Below are 18,162 nucleotides of genomic sequence, written 5' to 3' on the forward strand. Positions count from 1 at the left end.
AGACACCCGATTAACTGAATGTCATTAGTCTGCGTTGCGTTTTGTTACAGTTCAACCTTGCAGACAAAAAAAACCGCCGGAAAGACCCGGCGGCGGTGGCTACGTAACGTCTGTCTCTGACTCTCAGCCGTCACGACATATCTGACAGATAGCCCGACAATTACGATTTGTTGTTGCCGTGACTATTTTTGCCCCCTTTTTTGCCTGCCTCTGAAGCGCGTTGCGGGTCATTCTTGAAGTTGCCCCCGCTGTGCTGGCCACCTTTTCGACCTGCTTCTGATGCTCTTTCGCGGTCTTCCGCAAAGTTGCCGGAACCGCCCCGATGGTTTGCCATTACTGACCTCCGTCATTGATTAGACATCATATTGCATAGGTACTGAGGAGTGATACCTCACGCAGCGTTACGGGCGAGGCCCTGAAAATAACTGCGTGGGAATAAGCATAGTGAAGTGTGACCAGGGCAGACGCTAACTGTAATATCCTGCAACAGGATCAGGAGTGACAAAGAAATAATCACCATAAGAAATCAATAAGTCTTTCTTATGACTACCGAATTCTACCCGGTTAAATATGTATCATTTTGCTACAAAGAAGGTTGTTATAAAAATTGTTATAAATCAAAGAAGTGATTGTGAAATTTGCACTCCTGACAGTACGTCATATCTTTAAAGGTAGGTAGCGAATCGCTACGGACACGGTTAACTCGAGGAGTAGTGTAAAATGGCAAAAGTTCTGGTGCTTTATTATTCCATGTACGGACACATTGAAACTATGGCCCACGCAGTCGCAGAAGGCGCAAATAAGGTAGATGGCGCGGAAGTGATTATTAAGCGTGTACCAGAGACCATGCAGCCCGAGATTTTCCTTAAGGCTGGCGGCAAAACACAAAACGCACCAGTCGCAACCCCGCAAGAACTGGCTGATTACGACGCCATCATTTTTGGTACTCCCACGCGCTTTGGCAATATGTCTGGTCAGATGCGTACCTTCCTCGACCAGACTGGCGGGCTGTGGGCCTCTGGCGGCCTGTACGGCATACTCGCCAGCGTATTCAGCTCAACGGGAACCGGCGGCGGTCAGGAACAAACCATTACATCAACCTGGACTACGCTTGCCCACCATGGGATGGTGATTGTACCTATCGGTTACGCGGCGCAAGAGCTGTTTGATGTCTCTCAAGTTCGCGGCGGTACCCCTTACGGTGCAACCACCATTGCCGGAGGCGACGGCTCCCGCCAGCCAAGTCAGGAAGAGTTATCTATCGCCCGCTATCAGGGTGAATATGTCGCAGGTCTGGCAGTAAAACTCAACGGCTAATCTTCAACAGGAGGATTCGAATGCCAACTCAAGAAGCGAAAGCCCATCGCGTCGGCGAATGGGCAAGTCTGCGCAATACATCGCCGGAAATAGCCGAAGCCATTTTTGAAGTCGCACATTATGACGAGAAACTGGCGGAAAAAATTTGGGAAGAAGGTAGCGATGAGGTACTCATCAAAGCCTTTGAAAAAACAGACAAAGATTCGCTCTTTTGGGGTGAACAGACTATCGAACGCAAAAACGTCTAGCGCGCTGACTCCCCCGCGAACACGGGGGAGTTTTCTTTTACTTAGCCGCCTCATTCAGCACGCTATCGAACTTATCTATCGGGCAAAAACCATCCGCATCTATCGGACATCCTTTCAGCTCCAGCGTTACGCGCTGCGCCGGGGATTTCAGCGTCAGAACGTCTGCATTACGCAACTGCTGCGAGCTCTGATACACATACTCGATTTTCATCAGATCACGATTTGCATTGCTGTCATGCCAGCGCTGGAAGACAATCTTCCCGCCAATCGGTGTACGCTCGTTCTGATCGTGAAGCTGGTACGGTTTAAAATCCAGCGCGGTGAGCAACGAAGCGATATTTGAATCATGCCCCACCAGCACGGTTATTTTCGGTGCTTTCGTGCGTTCAGTAACCAGCGCATTGTCAATATATTTCACCAGCGGTTTGGCGACGTTCTGCGCCACTTCCGGGGAGGTGAACAGGCTATCCTGATAGCCGTTTTTCAGCTTCGACAGAACCTTCCACTGCTGATCGGATTTAATCTCGCCCCAGGCAACCTTGTCCATCGGGAAGCCTTCGTAATATTGCAGCGTGAAGGCATCAACCAGCGAATTTCCCACCTTCAGCGGCCCCGAAACGCCTGGCTCCTGCTGGTACTTCGCGCTAAACGTATCTTTGGCATCGGTCAGGGAACACTGCTGTTTTTCTTTGCAGGACGGAGAGTCTTTGTAGTCGGTCATTTGCTCAAGCAACTGATAGCTATCGTTGAGCTGCATTTTGCTGCGCTCTTTCTCCATGGCCTGAACGGCCTGCTGGCTGAAGGCGGCGGAATCATCGGTGATCACCGGGTTAAAGGTGGGATCCATGGTGCCCATTTTTTCCTGATGATGGACCGGAACATCGCAACCAGGGAAAGCACCGGTGACAAAGAACTGCGCCGTGGCGACCGTACGCTGCAGGCTGTTAGCATAGGTATAGACCGTGTTCGGTGCCGGGCATTCGCCCGATTTCACCATCCCCTGCTCTGCCAGCCACTCTCGCATGTAGTGGCCCATATAGATTTCCAGCACACCGCCTTTAGTAGTGAGTTGCCCACCGGGGACATCCCATTCTGGCCATTGTTTGGGGGTGGACTGCTCAAGAACGCTGCCATTATTGGCTAAAGGTGCGCGTAAGTTATGCCGACTCATCATCAATACTTGCTGAAGCTGATAGCCTTCCGGCGCGGCCTGCGCCTGCGCGGCGGTTGACAATAAGACAGCCCCTGCCACGGCTGTGGCGATTAACGATTTATTCATCCCTACGACCTCTTGTTGTTATCAATCACAACAGAGTGTGACAGAAATATGACATATTTCCGGGAACGCTTTCGCAAAACAGACCATCTAGCGTGTCGTTTTAACACCAAACTCGGTTTCGAGTTTACGAATGCCAAGAGGTGTGAAGATGACATGGCGGCTGCCCTGTTCGGTTTTTATCCATCGCTGTTCAGTGAGCCAGCGCAGCAGCGTTGCGCCAAGCACACCACCAGGATGATAACGTCGTTCGCTCCAGTCCAGACAACCGCAGGTTAACTTCCGCCGGGATGAGCCCGCCGCCAGGACAATCCCCATCTGTGCCAGCTTTTCCTGCCCAAGAGGAGTCAGCGTTTCACCATCCGGCGTTAACCACTGACGGGAAACCAGCGTATCGAACAACCTCACCGCGACCTCTCCGGCGAGATGGTCGTAGCAGGTGCGGGCATGGCGCAAACCTGGCGGTGTAGTGATTCTGCGGGGCGTTGATGTCGCCCACGCAACGCCCATCAGGCGTTCCAGCAGTTCAGCGATATCGGAACCTGCAAGGCGAAAATAACGATGTCTGCCCTGCGCCAACGCAACAACAAAACGTTGTTCGCACAGACGCGCGAGATGCGCGCTGGCGGTCGACGCGGATATATCCGCCACCGCGCTGAGCTCAGTGGCAGTCCAGGCGCAGCCATCCATTAGGGCGCACAACATACGCGAGCGCGATTTATCGGCCATCACTGCCGCAGTGAGTGCCATTTTCGACTCCAGATCGCCCTCTTCTTCATGTAACATCACGGACGCCATAACGACCTCATTGGCCCTGAATCTCTGAATTAACGATGCCATGAAAGTCGCGCAAAGTCACCGCACCGGTCACACGGCACGTAGCATCATCTCTGTACCCAACCCGACCAGACAAAACAGAAAACAGCGTTTAAACACGAGCGGAGAAATAACCCTTCGCACACGGGTACCTATCCATTGGCCAATCAGCGCAGGAACAATGGCCAAAGCCGACAAACTTAGCGATTGTATGGGCAGCGCGTTGTGCCACCACAGACCCAGCGCCAATGCCAGGGTCGAAAAGGTAAAAGAGATCCCGAGCGCCTGCACCAGTTCATCTTTCTCAAAGCCGAGGGACTGGATCCAGGGCACGGCGGGCATCACAAACACCCCGGTTCCGCCGGTCAATAAGCCGGTCACAAATCCAATAACGAGGGAGTACGGTTTTTCACGCTGCGGGGCCACCGCGATTTTCTTTCCCGCCAGCGTCCAGATAGCGTAGGCCACCAGCGCTACGCCGAGTGCAAACTGAGTTCGGGTGGTGTCACCACCGGTAATCCAGGCGCTGGCAAGCAGTGTCGCCACCACTACTGTCAGCAGCATTGGCCACAGTCGTTTGAGTAATTGGCGTGTATTTCCACCACCGCCAAACTGGAACAAATTGCTTATCAGCGAAGGCAATAACAGCATGGCCGCCGCGGCAACCGGCGAAATAAGCGATCCGAGGATCCCCATAGCCACGGTGGGTAACCCCATACCCGTAACGCCTTTCACCATCCCGGCGAGGACAAATGTGGCGGCAATCATCACCACCAGAGCGGGTCCAAACGCTAAAGAACTCGTCATGTTGCACTTTCCTGGAAAAGAGAAGATGACTGATTCTGGACGTTAATCACCGTGTTTGCTTCGTCAGGCAACGAAATATGCCTTCCTGGGGAGGGCGACGCCATAAAAAATGCCGGGTTTCCCCGGCACATTTATCAGAACGTTTTCGCCCACCACAACCGAAGTTTCATGCCCCAGTAGCTGGTCCAGCCGCTGGTGGTTGATACTACCCGACCTTGTGACATCACCACCAGCGTTGGCGTGACGCTGATTGCCCAACTGCGGGAAATGGCCCCGTTCGCATCATTGATGACCGGAAAGTCCACGCCTTTACGCGACAGCCAGCGAGATACCTCAGCTTCATTTCCGGAACGTAACGCAATGGTCATCACATTTTCCCCTTCCGAACGCAGCCTGGCGACTTCCGGCGTCGTGAAGCGGCATACGCCGCACCAGCTCGCCCAGAAATAAAGCAACACCGGCTCGTCTTTGCTGAGCGCCGCCAGCGTGACGGTTTCACCATCCAGTGTTTGTAAAGGCGTGCTGTCAAAGGAGGCAGGGAGCTGCGGCGCGCGCCAGACATCCATCAGCAGCATTGCCCCCGCCAACAGAGCCAGTAAGATCAGCCCTTCGCGCAACCAGCGGCGCAGTTTACTGAGCATTGGCCGCCGCCAGTTTTTCTTTTACCACTTCCTCAAGGGTTTCCCACGGCACCGCGCCGGGAATAAGTTCATCACCAATAATCGTTGCCGGGGTTCCCTGCACCCCCACCAGTCTCGCCAGTTGCAGGTTAGTGCTCAGCGTTTCAGCACTTTGGGCGTCCAGCGTCACCGGACTGGCCCCCGCTTTTTCCTGCGCCTGTTTGATACTGACGTCGGTATGGTAGCCCTTCTTCTGCATCAATTTTTCATGTAATGCCAGGGACTGTTGCGGATGCTCATGCCATGTGGTCAGCACGGTCCGCGCCGCCAGTTCCGAACTTTCACCTTTAAACGGCAGCGGTTTAATCACTACCGCCACGTCAGGGTATTTCTGCACAATTTTTTCCAGCATTGGATCCAACTGCTTGCAGTATGGGCAGTTGTAATCGGTGAAGTTTATCAGGGTCAGTTTCGCCTGCTTCGCGCCAATCCGCGGGCTGTTGGGATCGTTAAACAAGGCTTCCTGAATTAATGCTTCAATTTGCTTTTCCTGTTCCGGGGTAAACGGCGCAGGCTCTTTCGCGATACTGACGGCAGAAAACAGGGTTAACAACAGAACAATCATCATTTTCATGGGGTTACTCCTTTGGCATCATTCAACGTTTGCAGTACCGCATCGCGGGTTAACAACGTGGGTAACGCCTGGCCATCCGGCAGACCGGGGCCATAAATTTGGTTATACGGCACAGCAACCTGGCCGCGTTTTTTTAGAAATTCGGTAATAGCTTCAGAAGGGAGTGTCCAGTCGCCGCGCAGCGCCACCACATCCGGCTGTTGCAATGCGGCCTGTACGTCTTCTTTATGCAACACGTTGTATTTGTTTACCTTACAGGTGATGCACCAGTCGGCTGTGACGTCAATGAACACGCGCTTATGTTGCGCCAGCGCATCCTCAATCGCCTGCTCGCTTAGCGGTTGCCAGTTCACGCTTTCTTTAGCGCTACTTTGTCCGCTAAACCCTAAGTGTGGGAGCAGCAACGTCGCAAGCCAGATAGCCGAACCCAGCATCATCACGCCAAGCAGACGCCGCAAAATATTCATCCACCGCCCTGGCCGCGGCAAACGCAGCGCCAGACCGGGACGCAGGGCCACCAGCAGCCACGGTAAGCTCATCCCCAGCCCAAGTGCGATAAACAATCCCCACAACGTCGGCAGCGAAGCAGTCAATGCTACCGCCACCGCCGTTCCCAGAAACGGGGCACTGCACGGCGTGGCAAGCAGTGTCGCAAATGCACCTTGCCAGAAATGTCCCGACAGTCCGTTGCCGCCGTGAGTCGCCAGCGTGGTGGTCATAGCAGAAGGGAGTCGGAATTCAAACCACCCGAACAGGCTGGCACTGAACGTCAGCATCACTAGCACCATGACGCCAATGAACCACGGATTCTGAAACTGGATCCCCCAGCCAAGGGCTTGATTGGTTAAACGCAGCACCGTCATCAATAGCGCCAGAGCCATAAACGAGACCAGTATTCCGGCTACCGATGCGAGGAACTGACGACGGATCTGGCGACGACTTTTTTCCTCGACCAGCAAAATAGAGCCCAGCTTCATGCCCAGAACCGGTAACACACAAGGCATCAGATTGAGGATCAAACCGCCCAGCAGCGCCATGAGCACCACTTGCCACAGTGGGAGTGAGGCGTTCTCAACAACCGGGGCTTCGCCAATCGCAAGACGACTCTCTTGGGCAACACCGTTGTCTGCCAGCACCAGCGTGACTGACTTACCACGCAGATCCGGCGCGCCTTCTCCCCAACCGTCATGTACAGGTACCGTAGCGCGTAACGTCTCCCCCTCAACATGAATTTGCGGCATGCCAAAATCCGCATCATCAACAGCATCCAGATACAGCCCTGGTTCAGTCCAGCCTCCCGCACGGCGAGCCTCGACGACTAACTCTCCCGCCCGTGCGCCAGCGCTCAGAGCATCGGTCAGGCCGCTGGCAAGTGGGATCTGTCCCATCGCCTGAGCATAGTCATGTGCAAAAGTCGGGTCCTGGGCTGTGGGCGTCACGGAAAAAGGAAAATCCGTCAACAGGCAAACGTTGCTACAGGTGGATAGCGTCAAAACGCCGCTGAGCGTGGCGGGCGCTCTACCGCGCACCACCATCGGGAACGTCACCTTATCGTGATACCCCTGAGTAGTGATATTGGCGACCTCAAAACGAGCAGGGGTTGGCCAGAACCAGTCGACCGCGGGCATTTCCCCTTTCCAGGCGATAGCAGGTGCAACGCCTCCCTCGCCCGGAGAACGCCAGTAGGTTTTCCAGCCGTCCTCCAGTTTGACATCCAGCAACAGACGGGTTTCTCCGCCTGCGGACGTATCAGCGCGTAACCGCACGCTGGCGTGATCGTTATCGGGTGAACGCAGCCAGCCGGGTTCAGCCGCCCAGGATACGGGCAGCCATAGCAATAACAGACAGAGCAGCGCCTGTCTGAAAACAGTCATCATAGTTTTTCTCCGTGAATAATTATCTAACAGTCAGCAACTGCTGTTCTGTCATTCACGGAAGACGCAAAATCGGAGATGCACCCGGAGAGTGGGCGGCGAGATGGCTCGCGGTGGGAAAAAAGGTAGACGAAACGCCCGTACTGGCGCCAGCAATGACAGCAGCAGGCACAGCACCAGAATAGCACCTTCAAACAATACGGGTGGCGCAGCCAGTAATGATTTCGCACTCAGTTCACAAGGGGTAACGGGTGAGGCCTCATCGGTCTGCACTTGTGCGCTGGCGACAACGCTTGTAACGGCGGTATCCATCTGCAACGCGTGCAGGCCCGCCATGCGTTGTGCGGTGCAAACCATCACCACAACACATGCCAGACAGAGGAACCACCATCCCATCCGTTGACGTATCGCCATTATACCCTCACTCATTGATGCGAGTTATCTTAACCACTCGCCAGGTTTTGGCAACCTTTCCGCTGTAAAGTTATGTCCTGCTATCTGCTGGATATACCGCGATTTCAATCAGATTAAGATCGGGATCCCTGACATACACCGAGCGAATAGGTCCTGTCGCACCGGTACGTGCAACGGGCCCTTCAATAATCTCGACTCCGTGGGTTTGAAACGTCTCCATCACCTCTTCCAGCGTACGCGTGGTGATAAAACATAAATCCAGCGCCCCCGGCGTTGGCGCGTAGGCTTTGGGTTCAAACTCTTTTCCCCGAATGTGGAGATTGATTTTCTGATTGCCAAAGACGAAGGCTTTCCGACCTTGCGCGAAGGTTTCCAGCCTCATGCCTAAAAGCTCGACATAGAAACGTACGCAAGCCTCTTCATGATTGGTGGTTAGTACCAGGTGATCCAGGTGGTCGATCATAGCGATATCCATTTGGGTTGCTCATCTCTGACACTTACCCTATTCATTCACGCGCGACAAGAAAAAGAAAATCTACGGAGTTATTTGCAGAACTTAACGCAACAACCTGCAATTCACGCTTTAAAAACGAAATGATAATTAATCATATTCCCGCCTTTATTTATTACACTATAACATTGCTAAAAACACCCCTGAAAATATCACCCAAGTTATCATTCACTATTTACGAAGAATGCCGAAAGATATTTCCATGACAGCACACAGATAATGCCCACCACGTACTAATGCGTAAATGAAAGTAAGGGTCAGCGCATTTCCAGAGAATTTCCTTATTATATTCAGACGCAATGAATAACGTATTCATTAGCAGATAATTTGTTTATTAAATGTTATTTAGAGTATATGGAAATGAAAAAATATTTATTACCCCTGATTGGGTTACTTTTTACAGTTAGCGCTCAGGCAGCATCATTTACCGACGGCAAAGAGTATATCTCACTGGAAAAACCTGTCGCTTCCGCTCCAGCCGCACTGAAGTTTTTCTCATTCTATTGTCCTTCCTGTTATCAGTACGATGAAGTTTTTGAAATCACTGATAACGTGAAAAAAGTATTGCCTGCAGATGTCAAACTCACCGAATACCACGTCGACTTTTTAGGTCCGCTGGGGCAAGACATGACCCACGCCTGGTCCGTCGCCATGCTGTTGAACGTACAAGATAAAGTTAAGCCGTTGCTTTTTGATGCCGTTCAGAAAAAACAAACCGTTAAAACAGCGGACGATATTCGTAACGTATTTATCAGCGCGGGCGTCAGCGCCAGTGATTATGATGCGGCATGGAATAGCTTTGCCGTGAAATCACTGACCGCTAAGCAGCAAGAAATGGCGAAGGCAGTTGATTTAACCGGTGTGCCCGCCATTTTTATCAACGGAAAATATATGATCAATCCAAAAGGACTGAAGTCAGATGATCTTAATGCATTCGTGCAAAACTATGCTGATACGGTCCGCTTCCTGATAAGCAAATCCTGATGTTTAGCTAATCTCATTTTTCGCACCACACAACAGATGCCGTAACCTCAACTGCGCTGTTGGTGGTGCAATGCCTGCATCGTTTATCGCAATATCCTCCCTTCCCGGTTGGCATTCGCCGTTATCAGGATTACCCTAAACTTAGCGGTGATACCTGTTGTCAGGGTTCACCTTCTGCAAGTGTTGATTTACACGAGAGAACGCTATGGAATTAAAGGATTATTACGCCATTATGGGCGTGAAACCGACAGACGATCTCAAGACAATCAAGACCGCCTATCGTCGACTCGCCCGTAAATATCATCCTGATGTCAGCAAAGAGACTGACGCAGAGGCCCGGTTTAAAGAGGTTGCAGAAGCCTGGGAAGTTTTGAGTGATGAGCAGCGACGCGCCGAGTACGACCAGCTGTGGCAGCACCGCAACGACCCACAGTTCAGCCGTCAATTCCAGCAAGGGGAGAATCAAAGCTACAGCGCCGAAGATTTCGACGATATCTTCTCCTCCATTTTTGGCCAGCGTGCGCACCAGTCGCGCCAGCGCCCTGCCAGCCGCGGGCACGACATTGAAATTGAAGTTGCCGTATTCCTCGAAGAAACGCTTACTGAGCATAGCCGCACTATCAGTTACAACCTGCCAGTCTATAATGCGTTTGGCATGGTAGAACGAGAAATTCCTAAAACGCTGAATGTGAAAATTCCGGCTGGCGTCGGTAACGGTCAGCGTATCCGTCTGAAAGGCCAGGGTACCCCCGGCGAAAACGGTGGACCGAACGGTGATTTGTGGCTGGTGATTCATATTGCGCCGCATCCGCTGTTCGATATTGTTAATCAGGATCTGGAAGTTGTCGTTCCCCTCGCGCCGTGGGAAGCTGCGCTGGGTGCGAAAGTAACCGTTCCGACGTTGAAAGAGAACATCCTGCTGACCATTCCTGCAGGCAGTCAGGCCGGCCAGCGACTCCGCATTAAGGGCAAGGGTCTGGTAAGTAAAAAACATACCGGCGATTTGTATGCGGTGATCAAGATCGTCATGCCACCGAAACCTGACGACGCCAGTGCCGCCCTGTGGCAACAACTGGCGGATGCACAAAAGACCTTTGATCCGCGCAAAGAGTGGGGGAAAGCATAATGGCTAACGTTACCGTCACTTTTACCATTACCGAATTTTGTCTGTACACCGGTGTGTCAGAAGAAGAACTGCATGAGATTGTCGGCTTAGGGGTGATAGAACCTCATGAAGACGAGACGTTTGACGATCATGCGCTGACAGTAATGCGTCGCGCGGTGCGCCTGCGTCAGGAGCTGGAACTTGACTGGCCAGGGATTGCCGTTGCGCTGACGTTGCTGGAGGAGAACGCTCAGTTACGCCAGGAAAACCGCCTGCTGCGCCAGCGCCTGTCTCGCTTTATCAGCCATCCTTAGTGTGTCAGGACCAGCATGGTGCTGGTCCTTTTATTATCCGCCCCGCGCTCTTAATGACATTGCCCAGCAGATGGCATACAGTCTGAGATAAGAATTATCTTAAACAATAAGACGTTGAGTCATGCAGCTTAAACCCCTCACGAAAGGTCGTTTTCACAACATCTGGCAGCAGGATGATGCCTTGATTGAGAAGATATTTCAGGAACTGCTCTCTGAAACGCAGATTATCCAGGAAGATGAGTATCTATACCGCCAGGGACAGGTTGTCGATCGACTGATCATGGTGCAATCCGGAAGAATTTCGCTGCGTTACAGCGCGGAGAATGGTCGCCGATTCCAGTTGGGCGCCATGGAATGCGACGAGCAGCTGTTTGGTGAAATGGAGTTTTTTACCGGGTATCGCTGCCAGCTTGATATCGTCGCGGAAGAACCACTGACCGTAGCGGTGTGCAGCTGTGACCGTCTGGAAGAAGCGCTAAATCAGCACCCCAGACTGGCGATATTTTTTGCCAGTGCAATGGCGATTGATTATCAGGATATGCTGGAAATCTTCCTGCACCGGATGCTCTACCCTATCGTACATAACGTGGCGTATGACCTGTATCGCCAGCATCAGAACAAGCAGCCGATGGATGGTTTCCATAAAAAATACCAGGAAGCTGAGCGATTCGGTACTACCGACCGGGTCTATCGGCGGGCGGTTAAAGCGCTGACGGATGCCGGGCTGGTAACGCGAACGAAGCAAGGACTGGAAATTAAGGATCTGGATGGGCTGCGTAAATTTCTCGGCAATGACATCATTGACTGACACACCAACGCTCGTTAACAGAGCATCGGTGTGTCATTTCGGCGCAATCAGAACTTATAGGTGAGGCTGAAATAGTGACCGAGCCCGGTGGTACGCCCTGCTCCGCCGTGGTTTTCCATCAATGCCATGTTACGGAAATACTTCAGGCCATAACCGACTGCATAATGCTCTGAATGCCAGTAGATACCGTTATACCATTCAATCGCGTTATTGCTGTATAACGGTTGATTAGCAATCTTATTCGCGGCGAACTGGTAGTCAAAGTACCCCTGATAGTTCAGATAACTGCCGTTGGCAAAGGTATAGAATGGCGTCGACCAGTTAGTCGAGAACATGTAACCATCCCACTTTCCTTCGTTATCCGCACCGTAGTTTTCACGAACATAGTGCGCATAGATGTTCATTCCCACCAGACCAAACCACGGGACCTTCACATCTGTACCCAGGCCAACGTAATGTTCAAATAATTCCCGGTCGCCAATGTTATTTACCGTTGCAATATAGAATTCGTTAAACGGCCCAACGGATAAATCTTTATTAAAAATGGCGTCCAGGGAAAAACGCGGAGATATCTTGGCAAAGAAGTTATCCCCCCCATGACGATCGTCCTGCTCGCGATCAAAAATATCAAAGAAATCCACATAACCGTACAGATCGATAATGCCAGAGCGTGCACCAAACTCCAGTTCCAGATAGGTGTCATTGCGAATACCATATGGCACTTTCGCGTCCACACTTTGCATTAAGTTCATCTGCATCCAGTTAAAATCATTTTTACGGATGTTGCCATCAGTATAGTCAGCCGCGAATGCTTGCATACAGCTCATTGCCACTACTGCACCCAGGATTGTTTTTTTAATCATTAACTTATTGTTCTTCAGCATTTTTCAATTCCTTTGAGTAAGGTTGAGTATCGCCCCACCATATAAATGGTGTGGCGACTGGCTATTTAATTAAAGAGGTAAGTGTTATTAGTGTTTTTAATTACGTTTGAGTTTTAATGTCACCATCAACATGACAAAGATAATTAAATACAACACCGGTATCGCGTACATAATTTTCTGCAATCCCATTGTTTTTTCCATGAGCGCGCTGATCGCCGGACTAAACATGGCCCCGGCACTGCCGCTAATTAAAATATAAGAAACGTTCTGACTGCTCGCACGCTTCACGAAAGAAACACCATAGGCAATAAATGAGTTATACAGCGCAGCACAGACAAACCCGTAACTGTATGCCAGATAATCAAGCCCGGAGATATTATCCTTCGTGACGATAATTGTGGTAATAATGCTAGCCAGCAAAATAATACTTAGCAGGAAATAATGTATCTTCACCCGAGAAACAATGACGGTTGATACTAATGCCCCGACCAGCGCAGCGCCCCAGTATTGCGTAATAATATTTCCTGCTTCTTCAAAGGGAATGCCAAATTTGTTCTTCACAAATAATGGTGCCCAGGTCAGGAAGGTGTACAGCGCCAGCATACCTAAGAACAGGCCAATGCCTCCGCTGATGATCCCAGGGTTCCACTCCGATTTTACCTTGTCTGTCCGATCTGCCGTGGGCGCCGTCTCGCAGGCAGTAAAGCGGGTGAGCGCCACAACGCCCAGCGTGAGTAAGGCCACCATACCCACGCTTAGATAGCTGTAACTCCACGACATATTGTGCGTCAGGGCGAAGGTCGTGATCAGCGGAAAAACCACGCCCGCAACGTTGAAAGTGGCGTCCTGCACCACCAGCATCGTACTTTGAATACGATCCTGCCAGACCGATACCACAATCGTTCCCGCCACGCACAGACCGATCCCACCGCAAAAACCCACCAGGGTCATGGCGACCATCACAGGCCATAAGCCAGGGCTTAAATGCATTACCAGAGCGCAAAGGAACACTATCGAATAGATAATGAGCGTCATACGCTTCACACCGATTTTCTCAATCAGGAAAAAGGCGGCGATAGTGCCGGCTAATGCTCCACCATTGAGCAACGAAAATATCGAAGCAACGGTATTCACATCGGCACCGTAGCGTACTGCAATCGGTTCGATTAGCATACCGAACTGGCTGGCAAACCCTGCCATAATAAAATTTGCCAGAAAACTAATCAGCGTAAGTGCTATTTTATTCTTCATATAATGCCATCTCTGATTGGTTCAATTAAAAGCCGGAACTAAGCGGTAACAGCAGTATTTAGCGCCAGCTCAATCATGTTATTAAAGGTCAATTGTCGTTCTTCTGCAGTTGTTTCTTCACCTGTCAGGCAATGATCGGAGACAGTTAAAATAGCCAGCGCTTCAATATTAAACTGATGCGCTAAAGCGTATAATCCTGCTACTTCCATATCCACACCGAGCACACCGAATTTTTCCAGTGCCGGTATTAAATTATCGTCAGGATCGTAATAAAGATCGCCGCTAAAAACATTGCCGACTTTAATATCGATACCGGCCTTCTGTGCCAGCGTCCACGCCTGCTGCAATAATGGGAAATAGGCGGATGTTGCCATCGCATAGCCTGCGCTACGTTTTAAATTTGTGACTGAATCCGTTCCGGCTGCGACGGCCAGGATAATATCGCGCATTTTGACATGATATTGTGTTGCCCCTAAACTGCCGACGCGTATAATTCTTTGCACACCAAAATCATGTACCAGTTCATGGGCATAAAGCGTCATTGAAGGAATGCCCATTCCATGTCCCATCACCGAAACAGGTTGCCCAAAATATAAACCGGTATAACCCAGCATATTACGTACATTGGTGACTTCGCGGTAATCCATTAGATAATTTTCGGCAATAAATTTAGCACGGAGCGGATCGCCCGGCATAATAACGGTTGGCGCGAAATCACCTGGCTTGGCATTAATATGTGCAGTCATAACAATTCCTGAATTATGGGTATTGAAGATATGCAGGGATTGTAACCAGACGTTTGTGAGGTGATTGAGGACAAAAGTCCTGCTCAGAGGATCGGCCTCTCATTTTTGAGAGTTAGTGTTGTAGTGCCCCCCGCAATACAGGCTGGGGACACGTCAGAGATTGTCAGGGCTTGTCGACCTTTCCGAACAGTAACGCGGTGTAATGGGTGTTTATTTTACCGCTGCGCTTACCGTCGGTGCCGAAATAGCGGTCATCCCGACACAAACGTTCGTTGGTGTCACAAAACAGGCCACCGCGGAATGTAAAAGCCGAGGTATCGAACTGTCCGGCAGCTGCCAGTTTTTCGCCCTGCTGCTTGCCAAGATATTTCGAGGTCAACGCCACCGACAAACCGTGTTCATCGGCACAGATGGTTTTATCGCACAATACGCCCGGCGCTGGACTGTTTAGCCCAGTCGTTGCTGCGTACGCCGACAATGACAGAATGCTTAGCGCCAGCAAGGTGCCAACTTTTATCATCATAATCTCCTTATATCAGCTGACTTGCGCCAAAAGTATAAAGCAAAAAGCGGGGGCTTTCGGCAACCTATTCTTACAGATAACGTGGCTGTAGCATTTACAGCCCCTTAATCATCCCCAAATGACTCTGCTTACTGCGCTGACTGGCGTCAACATGTCGATCTGGTTTTACATCAATGTTAAACTCCCTTTCTTCCTGTTCAGCATTTTTAATCATGATAAAACTACTTTCTCGCTACATTTCTGTCGGAATCGTAAACACGGCATTGCATTGGGCCGTGTTCGGCATCATGGTGTACATCATGAAAAATGACCAAGCTGTGAGCAATGTAGTGGCATTCTTATGCGCAGTAACATTTTCATTTTTTGCTAACGCAAAATTCACCTTCAATGCAAAAGCCACCAGCAGAGGATACATACTGTTTGTTGGTTTTATGGGGTTGTTGAGTTTCATCTCCGGTCAGATTTCCGATCGCTTTAACATTTCCCCACTCATAACGCTGATTGAGTTCTCCTCAATCAGCTTAGTATGTGGGTTTGTATACTCTAAATTTGTTGTTTTTAGGGATCCGAAATGAAAATTTCTCTGATAGTGCCAGTCTTCAATGAAGAAGATACAATACCTATTTTCTACAAGACGGTGCGAGGATACGAAGAACTAAAAAAGTACGATGTTGAAATTGTGTTTATCAACGACGGTAGCAAAGATGCTACAGAATCAATTATTAATGCCCTTGCCTTATCTGATTCGCTCGTTGTTCCCGTTTCATTCACACGTAATTTTGGAAAAGAAGCCGCCATATTTGCAGGACTGGAATGTTCCACTGGCGAAGCCGTTATCCCAATCGATGTCGACCTACAGGATCCAATTGAAACAATTCCATTGATGATAAATAAATGGTTATCGGGTGCAGATATTGTACTGGCAAAGCGTGCGGACCGTTCTACAGATGGCAAACTTAAGCGAAAAACCGCTGAATGGTTCTATAAATTGCACAATAAAATAAGCGACCCGAAGATCGAAGAGAACGTTGGTGACTTCAGACTCATGTCCCGCGATGTCGTAGAAAATATCAAACTCATGCCGGAACGTAATCTCTTTATGAAGGGTGTTCTTAGCTGGGTTGGAGGTCGTACTGACGTAGTGGAGTACACTCGAGCAGGCCGCATAGCCGGTAAATCAAAGTTTAATGGCTGGAAATTGTGGAATCTCGCACTCGAAGGTATTACTAGCTTTTCAACGTTCCCACTCCGAATTTGGACTTACATTGGTTTTTTTGTCGCCACTTTATCCTTCTTATTCGGCGCATGGATGATTATAGACAAAATATTTTGGGGCAATCCGGTAGCGGGATATCCATCTATTATTGTTTCAATTCTTTTCCTGGGCGGTATTCAGTTAATTGGAATCGGTGTACTCGGGGAGTACATAGGTAGAATATATATTGAAACCAAACAAAGACCGCGCTACCTAGTTAAAAAACAAGATGGGATTTAACATGTTTTCTAAATTCGATAAAAAATTATTTTTTATTTATTCAGGACTGGCTCTCCTATTTATTTACCCTTTAATTCAAGCTGGAATATATTATAGAGATGATTTAGACAGATCGATCACTGGAAACTACGGCTGGCGAGGTTTAGGTCGACCTTTTGCGGATGTTATAGCAAGAATTTTTTCTGCAAGTGGCCACTACAATCTTGATTTATTTCCTTATACCATGATCGCGTCCTGCATTCTCTTAGGAGCATCTTCACTTGCACTTAGTAAACATTTGATTAAATCAGATGTACCTAACGCTAAAATAGTTGCCGCACTTTTAATATTCAACCCATTTATCCTGCAAAATATCGCTTATAGATACGATAGCCTGGGAATGTCTATTTCCTTTTTCGTGGCTGTAGTGGCATATACATACCAAAATAAAAACTTGACGCTAGAGATAGCAATAAAGTTGATAGCGGGTGTATTATCCTTAACATTGTATCAACCGTGTGCAAATATTTTCATCGGTTTGCTGGCTGTTGACGTAATAATTATCGCAATAAAAAAACAGACACATATCAAAGAATCGGTAATATTTTTATTTAAAAAAACAATTTTATTTATCTCATTTTATCTTATCTACATGATTTTCTTCTCTCCAAAACACAACTCGCGCTCAGAGTTAATATCTTTGGATAAGGGAGGATTTGAGCACCTAATCGGAACATTAACCTCTTTAAAAGCAATAACCCTTTCATATTTTTACCACCCTGTTTACATTTACTTTGCTATTCCGATACTAATTATCCTGGTGTTTATGCTCATTTCTTATCGCACAAACATAGGGAGTATAGTATCCTTTATTTTGTATAGTGGATTGTCTTTTTTAATATTCATTATATCTCTTATGGGGCCAACTATATTACTTCAGGATGCACCGGTACTCCCCCGTACCTTAGTATCATTTTCAGTCATATTGGTTATAATTGCTATACCCATTATGCATTTTGCTCCACGCTTTAAATATGCAGCATTGATACCGGTTATTGCTTCACTTGCTTTTAGTGCTCAACTAAGCAACACAATGAAATCACAACAAGAATACGAAGATTTTGTTTTTAACATGATTGTGCAAGATATTGCCAATCATAAAAACATCGTATCTATTGGTACTGTAGGTCAATTAAATATAAATGAAAGAGCAAAGCTAATAGTAGAGAACAAACCCCTCATAGGTTACTTCGTTTTCCCAGCCACTGAATTCTTAGCGTCCTTTCAATTGATCAATAAAGGATTAACACAAACACGACATGGTTATACTGATGTGAATGAAAGCAAAAATCAATTTGCTGATATGATTAACAAAGGAATTGAACCTGTATCATCTAATGAATATTATTCATTATTCATCTCAGATAACACCGCTATAGTCTACTTAGGTAAATTTAACAATTAACGATTACAAGCCCTCACACCTAAATGTGGAGGGCTTTGTTTTTGAAGAAGAGTCTACACCAGTCATTTCAAGTGATATCAGGGATTACCAT

At 48.9% G+C, this 18,162-nt stretch carries 22 protein-coding genes; 9 read left to right on the top strand and 13 right to left on the bottom strand.

The features are described 5' to 3' along the window. Window positions 1–160: 160 nt before the first annotated feature. A complete protein-coding gene (locus tag OGX96_RS20820) occupies window positions 161–334 on the bottom strand; it encodes a con-10 family general stress protein (protein WP_003036022.1) in 174 nt (57 codons plus the stop codon). Between the two features lie 386 nt (window positions 335–720). Here OGX96_RS20820 and wrbA point away from each other — a divergent pair, with 386 nt between their 5' ends. Then, entirely contained in the window at window positions 721–1,317 is a 597-nt protein-coding gene (gene wrbA / locus OGX96_RS20825) for an NAD(P)H:quinone oxidoreductase (protein WP_286584156.1), read from the top strand. A 20-nt stretch (window positions 1,318–1,337) separates the two neighbouring features. Continuing rightward, window positions 1,338–1,565 carry a YccJ family protein gene (locus tag OGX96_RS20830; protein ID WP_003036015.1) on the top strand — a complete coding sequence of 76 codons (228 nt, stop codon included), beginning with the start codon at window positions 1,338–1,340 and terminating at the stop codon, window positions 1,563–1,565. A 37-nt stretch (window positions 1,566–1,602) separates the two neighbouring features. Here the strand turns inward: OGX96_RS20830 and agp are convergent, their stop codons facing one another. The 8 genes from agp to OGX96_RS20870 all read right to left on the bottom strand — a co-directional run bounded on the left by agp (window position 1,603) and on the right by OGX96_RS20870 (window position 8,481). Further along, the gene (gene agp, locus OGX96_RS20835; RefSeq protein WP_286584157.1) at window positions 1,603–2,844 is read right to left on the bottom strand and encodes a bifunctional glucose-1-phosphatase/inositol phosphatase; all 1,242 of its coding nucleotides are present in this window, start codon (window positions 2,842–2,844) and stop codon (window positions 1,603–1,605) included. A gap of 87 nt (window positions 2,845–2,931) precedes the next feature. Then, window positions 2,932–3,639, bottom strand: a complete 708-nt coding sequence (locus OGX96_RS20840; RefSeq protein ID WP_286584158.1) for an ArsR/SmtB family transcription factor — start codon at window positions 3,637–3,639, stop codon at window positions 2,932–2,934. Between the two features lie 69 nt (window positions 3,640–3,708). Continuing rightward, entirely contained in the window at window positions 3,709–4,464 is a 756-nt protein-coding gene (locus OGX96_RS20845; protein WP_048214487.1) for a sulfite exporter TauE/SafE family protein, read from the bottom strand. 134 nt (window positions 4,465–4,598) lie between these two features. Further along, the gene (locus OGX96_RS20850) at window positions 4,599–5,105 is read right to left on the bottom strand and encodes a protein disulfide oxidoreductase (RefSeq protein ID WP_048235675.1); all 507 of its coding nucleotides are present in this window, start codon (window positions 5,103–5,105) and stop codon (window positions 4,599–4,601) included. Beyond that, window positions 5,095–5,718 carry a DsbA family protein gene (locus OGX96_RS20855; protein WP_008784317.1) on the bottom strand — a complete coding sequence of 208 codons (624 nt, stop codon included), beginning with the start codon at window positions 5,716–5,718 and terminating at the stop codon, window positions 5,095–5,097. The genes OGX96_RS20850 and OGX96_RS20855 overlap by 11 nt, the downstream gene beginning before the upstream one ends. Continuing rightward, complete coding sequence (locus OGX96_RS20860) at window positions 5,715–7,595, bottom strand: cytochrome c biogenesis protein CcdA (protein WP_267449658.1); 1,881 nt, start codon at window positions 7,593–7,595, stop codon at window positions 5,715–5,717. Before OGX96_RS20860 ends, OGX96_RS20855 begins: the two co-directional genes overlap by 4 nt. Before the next feature lie 48 nt (window positions 7,596–7,643). Further along, a complete protein-coding gene (locus tag OGX96_RS20865) occupies window positions 7,644–8,006 on the bottom strand; it encodes a copper resistance protein (RefSeq protein ID WP_234095954.1) in 363 nt (120 codons plus the stop codon). A 70-nt stretch (window positions 8,007–8,076) separates the two neighbouring features. After that, a complete protein-coding gene (locus OGX96_RS20870; RefSeq protein WP_003832040.1) occupies window positions 8,077–8,481 on the bottom strand; it encodes a VOC family protein in 405 nt (134 codons plus the stop codon). A 396-nt stretch (window positions 8,482–8,877) separates the two neighbouring features. Here OGX96_RS20870 and dsbA point away from each other — a divergent pair, with 396 nt between their 5' ends. The 4 genes from dsbA to OGX96_RS20890 all read left to right on the top strand — a co-directional run bounded on the left by dsbA (window position 8,878) and on the right by OGX96_RS20890 (window position 11,728). Next, window positions 8,878–9,501: a thiol:disulfide interchange protein DsbA gene (gene dsbA, locus OGX96_RS20875; RefSeq protein ID WP_008784313.1), complete on the top strand. Its 624-nt coding sequence runs from the start codon at window positions 8,878–8,880 to the stop codon at window positions 9,499–9,501. Between the two features lie 205 nt (window positions 9,502–9,706). Next, window positions 9,707–10,627: a curved DNA-binding protein gene (cbpA, locus tag OGX96_RS20880; RefSeq protein WP_071444952.1), complete on the top strand. Its 921-nt coding sequence runs from the start codon at window positions 9,707–9,709 to the stop codon at window positions 10,625–10,627. Then, window positions 10,627–10,920: a chaperone modulator CbpM gene (gene cbpM, locus OGX96_RS20885; protein ID WP_003832033.1), complete on the top strand. Its 294-nt coding sequence runs from the start codon at window positions 10,627–10,629 to the stop codon at window positions 10,918–10,920. Before cbpA ends, cbpM begins: the two co-directional genes overlap by 1 nt. Window positions 10,921–11,041: 121 nt before the next feature. Next, window positions 11,042–11,728: a Crp/Fnr family transcriptional regulator gene (locus tag OGX96_RS20890; RefSeq protein ID WP_003832031.1), complete on the top strand. Its 687-nt coding sequence runs from the start codon at window positions 11,042–11,044 to the stop codon at window positions 11,726–11,728. 47 nt (window positions 11,729–11,775) lie between these two features. Here OGX96_RS20890 and OGX96_RS20895 read toward each other — a convergent pair whose 3' ends face one another. The 4 genes from OGX96_RS20895 to OGX96_RS20910 all read right to left on the bottom strand — a co-directional run bounded on the left by OGX96_RS20895 (window position 11,776) and on the right by OGX96_RS20910 (window position 15,132). Beyond that, a complete protein-coding gene (locus tag OGX96_RS20895) occupies window positions 11,776–12,612 on the bottom strand; it encodes a nucleoside-specific channel-forming Tsx family protein (protein WP_286584159.1) in 837 nt (278 codons plus the stop codon). Window positions 12,613–12,708: 96 nt separating this feature from the next. Next, window positions 12,709–13,863, bottom strand: a complete 1,155-nt coding sequence (gene tsgA, locus OGX96_RS20900) for an MFS transporter TsgA (protein ID WP_032942923.1) — start codon at window positions 13,861–13,863, stop codon at window positions 12,709–12,711. Window positions 13,864–13,901: 38 nt separating this feature from the next. Continuing rightward, on the bottom strand, window positions 13,902–14,609 hold the full coding sequence (deoD, locus tag OGX96_RS20905) for a purine-nucleoside phosphorylase (RefSeq protein WP_286584160.1): 708 nt from the start codon (window positions 14,607–14,609) through the stop codon (window positions 13,902–13,904). Window positions 14,610–14,772: 163 nt separating this feature from the next. Further along, a complete protein-coding gene (locus OGX96_RS20910; protein ID WP_128611778.1) occupies window positions 14,773–15,132 on the bottom strand; it encodes a YcgJ family protein in 360 nt (119 codons plus the stop codon). Window positions 15,133–15,344: 212 nt separating this feature from the next. Between OGX96_RS20910 and OGX96_RS20915 the strand changes: the two genes are divergently transcribed. Genes OGX96_RS20915 through OGX96_RS20925 form a run of 3 tightly spaced genes read left to right on the top strand, consistent with a single transcriptional unit; the run spans window position 15,345 to window position 18,071 of the window. After that, on the top strand, window positions 15,345–15,707 hold the full coding sequence (locus OGX96_RS20915; protein ID WP_048214495.1) for a GtrA family protein: 363 nt from the start codon (window positions 15,345–15,347) through the stop codon (window positions 15,705–15,707). Beyond that, on the top strand, window positions 15,704–16,627 hold the full coding sequence (locus OGX96_RS20920) for a glycosyltransferase family 2 protein (RefSeq protein ID WP_198801985.1): 924 nt from the start codon (window positions 15,704–15,706) through the stop codon (window positions 16,625–16,627). The genes OGX96_RS20915 and OGX96_RS20920 overlap by 4 nt, the downstream gene beginning before the upstream one ends. Before the next feature lies 1 nt (window position 16,628). Continuing rightward, a complete protein-coding gene (locus OGX96_RS20925; RefSeq protein WP_286584161.1) occupies window positions 16,629–18,071 on the top strand; it encodes a glucosyltransferase domain-containing protein in 1,443 nt (480 codons plus the stop codon). Window positions 18,072–18,162 lie beyond the last annotated feature (91 nt).

Source organism: Citrobacter sp. Cpo100 (assembly GCF_030332595.1).
GTDB classification, from domain to species: domain Bacteria; phylum Pseudomonadota; class Gammaproteobacteria; order Enterobacterales; family Enterobacteriaceae; genus Citrobacter; species Citrobacter portucalensis.